Annotated in this window: 11 protein-coding genes; 4 read left to right on the top strand and 7 right to left on the bottom strand. The window is 54.9% G+C overall.

The window, feature by feature from the left end; translation table 11 throughout:
• Position 1: 1 nt before the first annotated feature.
• Together M495_RS13900 and manX are read right to left on the bottom strand one after the other, a co-directional pair.
• Positions 2-802 (bottom strand): PTS mannose/fructose/sorbose transporter subunit IIC, encoded by an 801-nt coding sequence (locus M495_RS13900; RefSeq protein ID WP_017893113.1) that lies wholly within the window; start codon positions 800-802, stop codon positions 2-4.
• A 55-nt stretch (positions 803-857) separates the two neighbouring features.
• Entirely contained in the window at positions 858-1,829 is a 972-nt protein-coding gene (manX, locus tag M495_RS13895; RefSeq protein ID WP_020827300.1) for a PTS mannose transporter subunit IIAB, read from the bottom strand.
• Positions 1,830-2,404: 575 nt separating this feature from the next.
• Between manX and M495_RS13890 the strand changes: the two genes are divergently transcribed.
• Complete coding sequence (locus M495_RS13890) at positions 2,405-3,949, top strand: TerC family protein (RefSeq protein ID WP_041414649.1); 1,545 nt, start codon at positions 2,405-2,407, stop codon at positions 3,947-3,949.
• 17 nt (positions 3,950-3,966) lie between these two features.
• Here M495_RS13890 and M495_RS13885 read toward each other — a convergent pair whose 3' ends face one another.
• The 4 genes from M495_RS13885 to pabB form a co-directional block, all read right to left on the bottom strand.
• Positions 3,967-5,583 carry an EAL domain-containing protein gene (locus M495_RS13885; protein ID WP_020827298.1) on the bottom strand — a complete coding sequence of 539 codons (1,617 nt, stop codon included), beginning with the start codon at positions 5,581-5,583 and terminating at the stop codon, positions 3,967-3,969.
• A 281-nt stretch (positions 5,584-5,864) separates the two neighbouring features.
• Positions 5,865-7,229: an L-serine ammonia-lyase gene (sdaA, locus tag M495_RS13880; RefSeq protein ID WP_041414647.1), complete on the bottom strand. Its 1,365-nt coding sequence runs from the start codon at positions 7,227-7,229 to the stop codon at positions 5,865-5,867.
• Positions 7,230-7,674: 445 nt separating this feature from the next.
• Complete coding sequence (locus M495_RS13875; RefSeq protein ID WP_020827296.1) at positions 7,675-8,253, bottom strand: CoA pyrophosphatase; 579 nt, start codon at positions 8,251-8,253, stop codon at positions 7,675-7,677.
• Positions 8,250-9,623, bottom strand: coding sequence for an aminodeoxychorismate synthase component 1 (gene pabB, locus M495_RS13870; protein ID WP_041414644.1), 1,374 nt, complete (start codon positions 9,621-9,623; stop codon positions 8,250-8,252). The genes M495_RS13875 and pabB overlap by 4 nt, the downstream gene beginning before the upstream one ends.
• A gap of 500 nt (positions 9,624-10,123) precedes the next feature.
• On the opposite strand from pabB, the gene M495_RS13865 reads away from it, so the two are divergent.
• Both M495_RS13865 and M495_RS13860 read left to right on the top strand, forming a co-directional pair.
• On the top strand, positions 10,124-11,131 hold the full coding sequence (locus M495_RS13865) for a glycosyltransferase (RefSeq protein WP_041414642.1): 1,008 nt from the start codon (positions 10,124-10,126) through the stop codon (positions 11,129-11,131).
• 63 nt (positions 11,132-11,194) lie between these two features.
• Positions 11,195-11,440, top strand: a complete 246-nt coding sequence (locus M495_RS13860) for a YoaH family protein (RefSeq protein ID WP_020827293.1) — start codon at positions 11,195-11,197, stop codon at positions 11,438-11,440.
• A 33-nt stretch (positions 11,441-11,473) separates the two neighbouring features.
• On the opposite strand, the gene purT is transcribed toward M495_RS13860, so the two are convergent.
• Positions 11,474-12,652 (bottom strand): formate-dependent phosphoribosylglycinamide formyltransferase, encoded by a 1,179-nt coding sequence (gene purT, locus M495_RS13855; RefSeq protein WP_020827292.1) that lies wholly within the window; start codon positions 12,650-12,652, stop codon positions 11,474-11,476.
• Between the two features lie 241 nt (positions 12,653-12,893).
• On the opposite strand from purT, the gene dbpA reads away from it, so the two are divergent.
• On the top strand, positions 12,894-14,276 hold the full coding sequence (gene dbpA, locus M495_RS13850) for an ATP-dependent RNA helicase DbpA (RefSeq protein WP_020827291.1): 1,383 nt from the start codon (positions 12,894-12,896) through the stop codon (positions 14,274-14,276).
• The last annotated feature ends 63 nt before the right edge of the window (positions 14,277-14,339 follow it).

Here is a 14,339-nt window from a genome sequence, read left to right as displayed (position 1 = left end):
CCTAGTCCAGTTCGTTATCGAGGTCGTTGGCGTTAGCCGGGCCGGCTTGCACAACTTGTGACTTGTTGTATTTCGGGCTGAGCTGGATATACAGCACGGCCATCACCACGCCGATAACGCCGAGCGCGACCAGGTTAAAGTTGGTGAAGGCGGCGGTAACGAAGCCGAGGTAGAAGAATGGCATCAGATAACCGGCACGCATCATGTTGATCACCATGGCGTAACCGACCACCACGATCATCCCGCCGGCGATATTCAGGCCGCTGGTGACGACTTCCGGGATAGAGTTAAGCAGCGCGTGAACGCCAGAGGTGCCGACCGAGATAGCGACGATAACCGCTGGGATAGCGATACGCATCGCCTGCAACAGAAGGGCGGAAATATGCAACCAGGTGATGGCGCGTAAACTGCCGCGTTCTGCCGCGCTGTCCGCTGCGTGCTGGAAGGCGACGGTCAGGGTACGCACGATGATGGTCAGAACTTGTCCGGCTGCCGCCAGTGGGATGGCCAGGGCGATACCGGCACCGACGCTTTGTCCGCCGGCAATAACCAAAATGGTGGAAATGATGGACGCCAATGCCGCATCTGGCGCAACCGCCGCACCGATGTTCATCCAGCCCAGGGCGATCATCTCCAGCGTACCGCCGATGATGATACCGGTTTTCATGTCACCGAGGATAAAACCGATCAGGGTACAGGCGACCAGCGGACGGTGAAATTGAAACTCGTCGAGAACGGAACCCATCCCGGCGATACAGGCAACGATAAATATCAGTACAATCTGAAGAGTGGTAATCTCCATTGCACTTCTCCTATGACCAAAGATCTCTGAGTAAAATAATTACTGGCTGTCGCCATTAATTGAGTTTGTTAATCAGGTCCATCATTTTTAACCGGCTGTCGGACGAGACTTTACGCACTTCCAATTCAATACCGCGCTCGTTTAATTTCTTAAACGCTTCGATATCTTTTTCGTCAACCGACACGGCATTGTTCACCTGCGTTTTGCCCTGGCGGAACGCCATGCCACCGATATTCACCGACTTGATATCCACACCGGCTTCCACCAGGCGCCAGACGTCGGTCGGATTGGTAAACAGCAACATGACGCGATCGCCAGCGTATTTCGGGTTGTTCCACACGCGAATGGCTTTCGCTACGTCAACCACGTGTGCGGTGACGCCCGGCGGGGCAACCTGGGTCAGCAAGGTTTTGCGAACGTGGTCGGCGGCAACTTCGTCGCTGACCACGATAATGCGGCTGACGTCGGTTTCCTTGGTCCAGCGGGTCGCTACCTGGCCGTGGATCAGGCGGTCATCGATACGGGCCAGGCCGATTTTCATATGGTCATTGGGCCCCAACGGCGCTTGTGGGGCTGCGGGTTTGGCGGCGGGAGAATTCTGCGGTGCCGCGGGCTTAACACTCTCTTCTGCCGGTTTTTTCAGCGCTTTCACGCCCTCACGGCCGGTTTCCAACGCCAAGGCGACCAATTCGTCGAAGCTGGGGTTGTCGTCTCGTGCCATGAAGGTTTCCACCAGCATGGGAATGTTAACCCCGGTGACGACCTCATAATTTTCTTTATCGACGGCGATGCGGCTGGCCGCATTGAACGGGCTGCCGCCCCAGGTATCGACCAGGAACAGGACGCCACCGCTGGTGTCGAGTCCGCTGATTTTCCCGTTGTATTTCTCGATTAACGTTTCGGCATTTTCTCCGGGGACGAAATCTATAAAAGCGACGTTGTCCTGTTCGCCCAATAGCATCTCCGTCGTTTTCAGCAATTGTTCCGCTGCGGTCCCGTGTGTGCCGATGATAATAGCTATTGCCACTCGCTACCTCCTCATTGAACTTCGTGCACGGATTGTGTCGGTCTTTAGTTCATTTGCTTCCTGGCAGTCACTTCCGCGGTTCAGATACATTATGGTAGAAATCTGGAAACCCGCTCTTAACATTTCTCGCGCAGTTTCAAATGCCTGTGCGCGTTGTTCCACGTTAGCGCCATTTATTTTAGTGAGTGAAAAAATAAATTTTGTGACGTTGCTCTGTTATTGAGCGCTCGGATAAGTCCTAACGCAGCGTTTGAGGAATTAAACAACAGAGCTGTTACAAGAGAATGCAGAAGGTAAAAAAGCTTCTTTGCCGGCTAAAAATTTCCTGCTAGAGTATTTCCTCTTTCATATTTAGGAGTGAAGGGCCTCAGCCCACCCTATGGACTGTCACCGAAGTTACTGTTTTTCAAGGTTCCACCCGCCACCTGCTGGCGTTGCAAACATCACACGGCCGCTCGGCCATTCCCCGGTACTACAATCCCGTTATCTTGCTGTTGTTGTCAGCGCTAATCCTGCGTCGGCTTTCTCACGCCTGAGCACAGCTCGGCAATCCTGTCTTTTTTTCGGAGTCTGATATGGAATTTTTAATGGACCCCTCAATTTGGGCTGGGTTACTGACACTTGTCGTGTTGGAAATTGTACTGGGTATCGACAACCTGGTGTTTATCGCCATTTTGGCCGATAAGCTGCCGCCGAAGCAGCGTGATAAAGCGCGTATCCTCGGATTGTCGCTGGCGCTGTTTATGCGTCTGGGCCTGTTGTCGGTAATTTCCTGGATGGTTACGCTGACCACGCCACTGTTTAGCGTCGCGGACTTCAGCTTCTCCGGCCGCGATCTGATCCTGCTGTTCGGTGGTGTTTTCCTGTTGTTCAAGGCCACCATGGAATTGCACGAACGGCTGGAAGGGCAGACGCATCAGGATGGTGCCAACCGCGGTTACGCCAAGTTCTGGGCGGTGGTGGTGCAAATTGTGATCCTTGACGCAGTGTTCTCGCTCGACGCGGTGATTACCGCCGTGGGGATGGTGAACGACCTGCCGGTGATGATGACCGCCGTGGTTATCGCTATGGTGGTGATGTTGGTGGCCTCTAAACCGCTGACTAACTTCGTGAATGCGCACCCGACTATCGTGGTGCTGTGTCTGAGCTTCCTGTTGATGATCGGCTTGAGCCTGATCGCCGAAGGCTTTGGCATGCATATTCCGAAAGGCTATCTGTATGCTGCGATTGGCTTCTCCATCCTGATTGAGTTGTTTAACCAAATCGCGCGACGTAACTTTATCAAGCACCAGGCCCATCGCCCGATGCGTGAACGCACCGCCGAGGCGATTATGCGTCTGATGGGGCAACAGCGTGCGCAGCAGACGGATGAAGCGGCACCGTTGCCGGTAAATGAAACTTTTGCGGAAGAAGAACGCTATATGATCAGCGGCGTGTTGACGCTGGCCTCGCGTTCACTGCGTAGCGTGATGACGCCGCGTACCGAAATTTCATGGGTGGATTGCGATCGTTCCCGCGAAGAGGTGCGCGAACAGCTGTTGGATACTCCACACAGCCTGTTCCCGGTTTGTCGTGACTCGTTGGATGAAATTATCGGCGTGGTGCGCGCCAAGGATCTGCTGGTGGCGGTAGAACGGGGCGAAGACATCGCCGAGTTTGCCGCGCGTACACCGCCGATCGTGGTGCCGGAAACCATGGACGTGATTAATCTGTTGGCAGTGCTGCGTCGCGCCAAGGGGCGACTGGTGGTGGTCACCAATGAGTTCGGCGTCGTCCAGGGGCTGGTGACGCCTTTGGACGTGCTGGAAGCCATTGCCGGTGAGTTCCCCGATGAGGACGAGACGCCGGATATCGTGGTGGAAGCCGACAGCTGGCTGGTAAAAGGCGGTGCCGATATGCACTCGCTGGAGCAGGCGCTAAACTGCGAAGATCTGGTTAGCCCGACGGCAGATTACGCCACCTTGGCTGGGTTCCTGCTGGCCCATTACGGCCAAATGCCGGTGGTGGGGGACGTGGTGGAGCTTAACCGGCTGCGCTTCGAAGTCATTGAGGTGTCAGAGTACCGCATTGAGCTGGTGCGCATCACCAAAGTGGATCCTCACGACGAGGAACATCAGTAACACACAAGCCGGAGGCATCATGCCTCCGGTTTTTTTTCCAGCCCTGCTTTTTGTTCTTCCCGCTGATTCCCCGTCCGTAACCGCGATTCGTACTGCTGTAGCCACAGCGGGAAAACATGGATTGGCATTGGCTTGGCAAAGTAGAAGCCTTGCAGGGCATTCACGTCGTGCGAGCGCAAATATTCAACCTGTTCGGCGGTTTCTACCCCTTCAGCCACCAGTTTTAATTTCAGACGCTGTGCCAACGTAATAATGGTATCGGTGACCGTGGCGTTAATGGCATCGGTGCCGATGGCGGCGGTAAAACCGCGATCGATCTTCAATACGTCCGGGCTGAGCTTTTTCAGGTAGCTGAGCGAGCTGTGCCCGGTGCCAAAGTCATCGATCGCCAGCATAATGCCCATCTCCTTCAGCGTTTTGATTTGCTCATACTGAATTTCTGACAGCGCGGTGCGTTCGGTCAGCTCCAGCATCAGCGACGGCATCGGTTCGGCAGGCAGCCACAGACGGCGAATATCATCGATGATGGTCACCGCGTTGAAATGCTCGGCGGCGACGTTGATGCTGATATAAAACGACGGACGCGGCGGGAATAACTGCAGATTTTCCACTACGGTGCTTATCAGGTAACGGGTCAGGGGAATGATTAACCCATGCTGTTCCGCCAACGGGATGAACACGTCGGGGGAGATCCAGCCCTGGCGTTTGTTTTTCCAGCGCAGCAGGGTTTCAACCCCAACGCAGCGACCGGTTTCAGCGTTGATGATCGGCTGACAGTAAACGCGGAATTCGCGATGAGAAATGGCATGTCCTATATGGTACGAAAGGCTCATGCGATTCGCGGTGAGCAGGTACACCACGTAGGCTGCCAGCAGGCTGATCAACAACGACAGCGGAACATGGCGCGGCAGTGCCGCAAGCGCCAGCATGCCGGCCTGAGGACCGAACAGCGAGACAGAGAAAGGGTATTGCGTAGATTTCGCGGTATAGCGCAAATCGGTTGTCAGGCTATCGCTGCGCAGGATTTCGCGGCGACCGTATTCCAAACTGTAATCTCCGACGTTCAGCACCACCCGCTGCGCATAGGGTTCCTGAGGCTCGAGCAGAAAGTTTGCCAGCAGTTCAATATTGAAGACGTGCAAGACGCCGTTACGGCGATCATTATCCGCCTCTGGCGTCCACATGATCAGGGTGGGGACGCCTTTGGCGACCGACAGCGAAGGGCGCAGCGCCAGCTTCGCGCCATCGTTTGCTATTGCGGGCAAAATAGCGCTAAAAACATACTTGCGGGAACCAAACAGGCTAGAACAGTAAATAACACCATCCTTGACCAGCAGCATTGCCCGAAGCGCCTGGTTTTGCGCGGCGCGAAAGCGCAGTGTGGGCATGACGGTTTCACAAGTGGAGGTCAGCAGGGGCATGGAGCGTTTGGCCTGTTGCTCAGCCGGCAGGAGCAGATTGTTGATCTTGGCGACGGTGCGATTGGCAAGCACCTGTCGATTGTGTTCGATGGTGCCGATTTCCTGATAATAACGGGTGTAAAGCGACAACAGCAGAATAGCCAACCCGACCGCCCCGGCTAGCAGCCAACGGTAATAGCGGTATTTGGTCACGGTAAGTTGGGTCATCAACATCGCTAAATCCTTGTTCGGTAAGCCAGCCCAGAATCACCGTCAGGCCAAACAGTCCAAAATGATACTCGGCTAATTCTAGCCTGTCGTTATACAAGAGTGATGGTAACCCAGTAAATTATTTAAATTTGGCGAAACAGAGGGGGAAATTGTGGGTTAACCGCAGGATCGATGTGACGTTGCCGACATATTTTACTGTGACATTGTCACTTAATTGGCGTTAGCGATTTGATTATCAACAAATTCTGGCAAGAAAAACCCCGCCATAAAGGCGGGGTTTGGGGTTAATCGCACTGCACTTTTATTGCCAGACCGCCACGCGAGGTTTCGCGGTATTTAGCGTTCATGTCTTTACCGGTTTCATACATGGTCTCGATCACCTTATCCAGTGACACGCGAGGCTCACTGGTACGGCGCAGCGCCATGCGCGCCGAGTTGATCGCCTTCACCGAAGCAATGGCATTACGCTCGATGCAAGGCACCTGAACCTGACCGGCAACCGGGTCACAGGTCAGCCCCAGGTTGTGCTCCATGCCGATTTCCGCCGCGATGCAAACCTGCTCTGGGCTGCCGCCCAGCAGTTCGGCCAAACCGGCCGCTGCCATGGAACAGGCCACGCCGACTTCGCCCTGGCAGCCCACTTCGGCGCCAGAGATAGACGCGTTCATTTTGTACAGAGCACCGACCGCGCCCGCTGCCATAAAGTAACGGATGTAAATATCCGGGCTGACGGATTCGATAAAGTGGTCATAGTAAGCCAGCACGGCCGGTACGATGCCGCAGGCGCCGTTGGTCGGGGCGGTGACCACGCGGCCACCGGCGGCGTTCTCTTCGTTGACCGCCAGCGCGAACATATTGACCCAGTCAATGACGTTCATCGGATCGCTGGACAATTTGTCGGAAGAGACCAGCAGGCGACGTAATGCGGAAGCACGACGCGGTACGCGCAGCGGACCAGGCAGCACGCCTTCGGTGTTAAGGCCACGGTCGATACAGGCGCGCATGGTCTGCCAGATATTGCCGAAGTAGGTTTCGATCTCCTGCTTGCTGTGCAGCGCCAGTTCGTTCTGCATCACCATGCCGGACAGCGACAGTCCGGTTTCACGGCAATGCTCCAGCATTTCACGCGCAAAATTGAACGGGTAAGGAACGCTCAATTCATGCGCATCGGTTTTGCCGAAATTCTCTTCATCGACGATAAAACCACCGCCGATAGAATAGTAAGTCTTGCTGTAAACTTGTTTATCCCCGGCGAAGGCGTGGATTTGCATGCCGTTCTCATGCAGCGGCAGGTTATCGCTGCGGAACACCATGCCGCCGTCACGCGGGAAATCTACCTCATGCAGGCCGCTGGCCAGCATCAGTCTTTGACGTTGTTCTACATCGCGAATAAAACCCGGGATGCTATCGATATCAACGGTATCCGGCATGTTGCCTGCCAGGCCGAGGATGATAGCGATATCGGTATGGTGACCTTTACCGGTCAATGAGAGTGAGCCGTAAACGTCTACGGCAACACGCGTGATAGAAGGCATCAGGCCTTTATTTACCAGATCGTCGACAAACTGTTTGCCGGCTTTCATCGGTCCAACCGTATGAGAGCTGGACGGGCCGATGCCGATCTTAAACATGTCGAAAACGCTAATCACGCTAAAACTCCTTAGAGGCATATTGTTATGGCTGCATCGGTTAAAAACCGTGCAGGGAACAGCGATATTGTAAAAGGGCCGTACGGGTTCGGTTGCCTTTTTCGCATGAAATAAAATAATCCTTGGTGTCAGTCCTGTTTATGATTGCCGCAGGCGCTCGGCCAGTCGTAGAACAGCCGCCACCTAAACTCGGTTAATGGCAATCGCGCCAGCTTCCACTGCTGAACGCGGCCGGCTTAAACCCTGCTGAAATAGTGGTTTATTCCGGACGGCGGTATTTTACAGGTATTTCGTAAGGTTGAAGAGAGGGTTTACAGTTTTTTTAAAACTCTGATAGCCAGAACGGTAGTTGAAAAAGCAAACAAATGAAGTGATGCCGATCGCTTTACCCGTGCCGCTGGTGCAGGTAACCGTTTGGCTTGTGATCGGCGTCACGGAATTGGGGCTAGATGCTGACCTGTTGCGCCAAGCGGCGAATGATTGCCGCGGTCAATCCCCAGACAAATTGACTCTGATACCAGGAGAGATAAATACGGTGCGAATGACCGGCGCGCTGAATATCCAGCGGGTAATAGCGTGAGAGGGTCAGCGCTTCGTGCAAAGGTATTTCGAAAACGTCGGCCACTTCATCTTCATTGGCGCTAAATTGCACGTCGGGTGAGATCAGGCCGACAACCGGAGTGACCTGGAAACCGGTGCTGCTGTCGAGCGGGGCCAGTTGGCCAAGGATGGTCACCGCCTGGGGCGGGATTGCCACTTCCTCCTGGGCCTCACGCAGGGCGGTAATAATCGCTGAGCTGTCTTCGGCATCGGTTTTACCGCCGGGAAATGCCACCTGGCCCGGATGTTTTCGTAGTGAGTCGGCACGGCGGGTGAGCAGCAGCGTGGGCTCGGGCCGGCAGATAATGGGTATCAGCACCGCCGCAGGGCGAACGTTATGCGAAATCTGTGACGCCTGCGGCAATTGCAGCTGGAAGCGACTGATAAATGCCGCCAGCGAAGTCGGATAAGTCGGTTGGCTCACGAAGCGATAAACTCCCCCAGTTGCGGTAGGATGCGGTCGACTTTATCGAAGGTTTCCTGATATTCCGCCTGTTCCTGGCTGTCGGCTACGATGCCGCCACCGGCCGAACAGTAAATGCGGCCGCTTTCGGTGATCAAAGTGCGGATGGTGATGTTGGTGTCCATGGTGCCACAGGCGCTGATATAGCCGATACTGCCGCAGTAGGCATTACGCCGCTGTGGCTCCAGCTCTTCGATAATTTCCATCGCCCGTACCTTGGGTGCGCCGGTAATAGATCCGCCCGGGAAGCAGGCGCGCAACAGCTCAGTTGCCGGCGTGCGTTCGGGCAGGAGGGCGGTAATGGTGCTGACCAGATGATGTACCGCCGGGAAAGGCTCTACCACGAACAGTTCGGGAACTTTGACGCTGCCCGGTTCGGCGACGCGGCCGATATCGTTGCGAAGCAGATCGACAATCATCAGGTTTTCCGCGCGATCTTTGGCGGAATTCGCTAACCGTTGCGCCTGCTGCGCATCTTGCTCGGCATCGGCCAGCCGCGGCAGCGTGCCCTTGATAGGGCGGGTTTGGATCTGCTGGTTCTCCAGCCACAAAAAACGCTCGGGCGAAACGCTCAGTACGGCGTTGTCCGGCAGTCGTAAAAAGGCAGAGAAGGGGGCTCGATTGCTGGCGTTCAGTTGCTGAAAGGCTTGCCATTCATCGCCCTGATAATCTGCGGAAAAGCGTTGAGCCAGATTGATTTGGTAGCAATCGCCGCTACGCAAATACTGCTGGATGCGCTGGAATTTTTCACCATATTGCTGCCGTGTCATGTTGGCTTGCCAGCGGCTGGTCAAGGTGAAGTCTTGCTGAGGTTCAGATTGCTGGCTGCATAACCACTGCCAGCGTTGTTCAACGTCCTCATAGCTGAGCAGCGTCAGCGTCTTCCTGTGGTGATCGGCAATCAGCGCCCAGTCGTAAATGCCAACCGCCATGTCCGGCAAGGTGATATCCGCCTGTGCCATTTGCGGCAGTTTTTCCACTCTGCGGCCCAGATCGTAACCGAATAGCCCCAGAGCGCCGCCCTGGAATGGCAAGTCGGTATTTGCTGCCGGATGTTGGTTTTGTTGTTCCAACTGCTGTTGCAGCAACTGGAAGGGATCTTCCTTCGATTGCCGTACCTCCGAGCCGTGACAGAGCTCTGTGATTTGCCCTCGGGTGGTCAAGGTAACGGTGGGCGCTGCAACCAGGATATCGAAACGGTTATGCGAATGTTCGGCAAAGCCGGAATGCAGCAACATGGCCCAAGGTTGTTGAGCAAGAGGAGCAAACAGCTCCAGCAGGGCGGTGGGGGTGTAGGGCAAAGATTTTAGATTGGGTGCGGTTGCGCTCATGGGCCTCAATAAACCTGACTGACGGGGCGGCTGTTTATGATGGCTATTCTGCCATATTCGGCCGATAGGCGCATGTCCTAGCATGTGTGGACAAAGCACACTTCACATAAACAATGAATCAACAAATTTGCAAATGAAGCATTTTTTGCGACTTCAACTATAATCCAATATGTTAAAAACTGCGTTATCAATTAATGACTCGGATATATCTTATCCATTGGAATCGGGTTTTATAAATTAAATACTCGTAATTAGTTTTATTGCGTTATTACTTTTGATTGAGATCACAAAAATATCAGGCGAACTTATGACATTGCCTGATAATACCGGTTCCTGGACGATAAATACCTAAAAAGAGCACGTTTCGTATAAAACTATAAACAGTAACAAGACGCATTTAGACCCGTTTTATCGCCGGGCACTGCGTTCTAATTTAATTGCACCCTGATATTTTTAAAAAATAGAGATATTCATTCGTTACTTTTTGCGAAGAGCTGCCTATGCCCCTAATGCTGAGTGTCATCGTCCCGTTACATAACGTGGGTGAACTGTTTGAGCCGTTTTTGGCCTCGCTGTTAGCCCAACAGGAGCGGCGCCTGGAGGTGATCATCGTCAACGACGGATCCACCGATGGCTCTGGTGATATCGCCCACCGCTATGCCCAACGGCATCCTCATATTACCGTTATTGACCAGCTCAATGCGGGCGTATCCTGTGCGCGCAATGCCGGGTTGGCTGTAGCACGCGGAAAATATGTGGCATTCCCCGACGCGGATGATTTACTGGCGCCGGAAATGTATGCAACTCTGATTGAAATGGCTGAAGAAAATCAATTGGATGTCATGCAGTGCAACGGTGAACGTTATTTCACCGACCAAGATGAACTGCAACCGATTATTCCGCAAAACCGCTTGGGCGACACCGGCGTTATTAGCGGAGTGAAATGGTTGGAACGCGCGCTCAAATCGAGAAAATTTATTCATGTGGTCTGGCTGGCGGTATATCGCCTTGATTTTATTAAACAGCATCGGTTGTATTTTGAACCGGGTTTACACCACCAGGATATTCCCTGGACCACCGAGGTGATGTTTAATGCGAAGCGGGTGAAATATCTCAGTAAAACGTTGTATCGCCAGCGAGTGCACGATAAATCGATCAGCAACCGTCGGCGGACAGGCCAGGCCAACGTTGAATATCAACGCCATTATATGAAAATAGTGGAGATGCTGGTGGCGTTGAACCAGCGCTATGCGCGGAAAATCAGTATCCGTCCTGCTTTTCACTGGCAGATCACCCGTGAAGCCTTGGGGATCTGTCACAGCATTCGCCGTGAACCTGAACTGGCTGCCCAGTGCCGGATCACCGATGAGTTCTACCAGCGCGGTATCGATCGAGCGATGTCCACCAACGCGCGCGGCCTTAAGCAGGGCTGGCACGTTATGCTCTGGTTGCATCGCCTGAAACAGTGGCGACACGGCGATCATTGCTCACAACCGGCCGCTGAATAACAGGCGTTGGGATCCGCCGGTTTAAGGGGTATACTCGCCCTCCATTTTACCGGAGAGAAACACATGCTTGCAGGTATGCCGTCGTTAAGCCATCTAGAGCAGCAGGAAGCTGCGGATCGTATCCATCAGTTGATGGAACAAGGCATGAGCAGTGGTGAAGCCATCGCACGGGTTGCGCAGGAAATCCGTGAAAAACATCAGGGTGACCAGGTTAGCGTTATGTTCGATGACGAAGATGACGATGAAGAGTATCAGGAACGCCCGGACGATCAGGGTGATGATGACTCGGAAGAAGACGAAAACTATTGATGTTGCAGGGGCCGGCAAGCCGGCCCCAAAGCCTTAACCTTCAATGACCACCGCAGCAGCAGCCTGCTTGGCCGACTCTACCGCCAACTCGATATTTTCAGCTGTCGCCAACGCGACGCCCATCCGACGTTGACCTTCAATTTCCGGCTTGCCGAACAAACGCAGCTGATTGTGGCCGGTCAGCGCACGATCCAGCCCGCTGAAACGCAGGTCGCTACTGGTAAGCTGTGGCAGGATCACCGCCGAGGCAGAAGGGCCGAACTGACGGATTGCGCCAATCGGCAAACCGAGGAAAGCACGCACGTGCAGTGCAAATTCAGACAGGTCTTGTGAAATCAGGGTCACCATGCCGGTATCGTGTGGGCGCGGTGAAACCTCGCTGAAAATCACTTCGTCGCGACAGACAAACAGCTCGACGCCGAACAGTCCAAATCCACCCAGTGCCTTCACCACGTTTTCCGCAATGGCCTGCGCGCGGCTGAGCGCCAGTTCGCTCATCTGCTGCGGCTGCCAGGACTCACGGTAATCCCCGTCTTCCTGACGGTGTCCGATCGGTGCGCAGAAATGTACGCCATCGACGGCGCTGATGGTCAGCAGAGTGATTTCAAAATCGAACTTCACCAGGCCTTCGACAATCACTCGTCCCCCGCCGGCACGGCCACCCTGTTGGGCGTAATCCCAGGCGGTTTTCAGCTGTTCTGGGCTGCGGATCAGGCTTTGGCCCTTACCGGAAGAGCTCATGACAGGTTTGATGATGCATGGGTAGCCGATTTCGTCGACGGCCTGACGGAAGGCTTCTTCACCGTCGGCAAAACGGTAGCTGGAGGTCGGCAGGCCGAGCGTTTCTGCCGCCAGGCGACGGATGCCTTCGCGGTTCATGGTCAGGCGAGTCGCTTCTGCGCACGGCACCACACGGTGGCCTTGCTGCTCCAGTTCAACCAGCATGCCGGTGGCGATAGCTTCGATCTCCGGCACGATGTAGTCAGGACGTTCCTGTTCAATCACGGCTTTCAGCGCGTTGCCGTCCAGCATGTTAATAACGTGGCTGCGATGGGCGACGTGCATGGCCGGGGCATTGGCGTAACGATCTACGGCAATCACTTCCAGCCCCAAACGCTGGCATTCGATGGCAACTTCTTTTCCCAGCTCGCCGGAGCCGAGCAGCATAACGCGGGTGGCGGAGGGGCGCAGGGCGGTTCCAATAGTTAACATAGTCTCGTACCTGGATCTGTGGAGAGTAATGCGGTCTGATTGTGGGCGAGCAGTATATACGAAAACGTTTGCGTGTGCAGCCGGTGGCACACGCGTTGTCGGTTTCTGAGGTAAAACCCCGACTGATGGCTTTTTTTATGCGTGAAATCCGTAATCCTGACTATCTCTGTTATCATCTGCGGTTGATTCGGTGCTGCCGTGGGCGCGCCGCCATTCCATTTGCCATATAAGAGTTATCGCCGTGAGCACAGTTTCTTTTTCTTCCCTGCCGCTGCCAGCCGAACAGTTGGCCAACCTCAACGAACTGGGGTATGCCGAAATGACGCCGGTGCAGGCTGCCGCATTGCCCGCCATCCTGAAAGGGCAGGACGTACGTGCCAAAGCAAAAACCGGCAGCGGTAAAACGGCGGCGTTCGGCATTGGCCTGCTGGACAAAATCAACGTTTCCCAAGTGGCCGCTCAGGCACTGATCCTGTGCCCGACGCGTGAGCTGGCGGACCAGGTGAGCAAAGAATTGCGTCGTCTGGCGCGCTTCACTCAGAACATCAAAATTCTGACCCTGTGCGGGGGCCAACCGATGGGGCCGCAGCTCGATTCGCTGGTACACGCGCCGCATATCGTGGTGGGCACGCCGGGGCGTATTCAGGAACACCTGCGCAAGAAAACGCTGGTGCTGGATGAACTGAAGGTGCTGGTGCTGGACGAAGCCGACCGCATGCTGGACATGGGCTTTGCCGACGATATCGACGATGTGATCAGCTACACGCCGCCGCAACGTCAGACGCTGCTGTTCTCCGCAACCTATCCGAGCGGGATCGAACGCATCAGCGCTCGCGTGCAGCGCGAGCCGTTGAATGTGGAAGTGGACGACGGTGAAGAGCAAACCACCATCGAACAACGTTTCTACGAAACGACGCGCGATCAACGCCCGGCGGTATTAGTGTCGGCGATTCGTCATTACCAACCTTCTTCTTGCGTAGTGTTCTGCAACACCAAACGCGATTGCCAGAGCGTGTACGAAGCGCTGGAAGCGCGAGGCATTAATGTCCTGGCGCTGCATGGCGATCTGGAACAGCGCGATCGCGATCAGGTGCTGGTGCGTTTTGCCAACCGCAGCTGCCGTGTGCTGGTAGCAACTGACGTTGCTGCGCGCGGTCTGGATATTAAAGAGCTGGAGTTGGTGGTCAACTACGAGCTGGCGTTCGATCCGGAAGTGCACGTGCACCGCATCGGCCGTACCGGCCGTGCCGGCTTGAGCGGCCTGGCGATCAGCCTGTGTACGCCACAGGAAATGACGCGTGCGCATGCGATTGAAGAGTATCTTCAGATCAGAGTTAACTGGGCCCCGGTGTCCGAGTTAAGCGGTGCGGGGAACACCACGCTGGAAGCCGAAATGGTCACCCTGTGCATCGACGGCGGGCGTAAAGCCAAGATCCGTCCTGGCGATATTCTCGGCGCACTGACCGGCGAGGCCGGGTTGACGGCGGCGGAAGTGGGTAAAATCGACATATTCCCGGTGCATGCCTACGTGGCGATCCGCAAGGCCAGCGCGCGTAAGGCGCTGCAGCAGCTGCAGCAAGGCAAAATCAAGGGTAAGAACTGCAAGGTGCGGTTGTTGAAATAAGTCGCGTCAGGGGTGCGCTTGCATCCCTGCGTATAATCACCTTATACTGGTTATAAATACAGT

Source organism: Serratia liquefaciens ATCC 27592 (assembly GCF_000422085.1).
In the GTDB taxonomy this organism is placed as follows: Bacteria; Pseudomonadota; Gammaproteobacteria; order Enterobacterales; family Enterobacteriaceae; genus Serratia; species Serratia liquefaciens.
The sequence above is the reverse complement of the archived record's forward strand: the minus strand, read 5'-3'. Positions and strand labels throughout refer to the sequence as shown.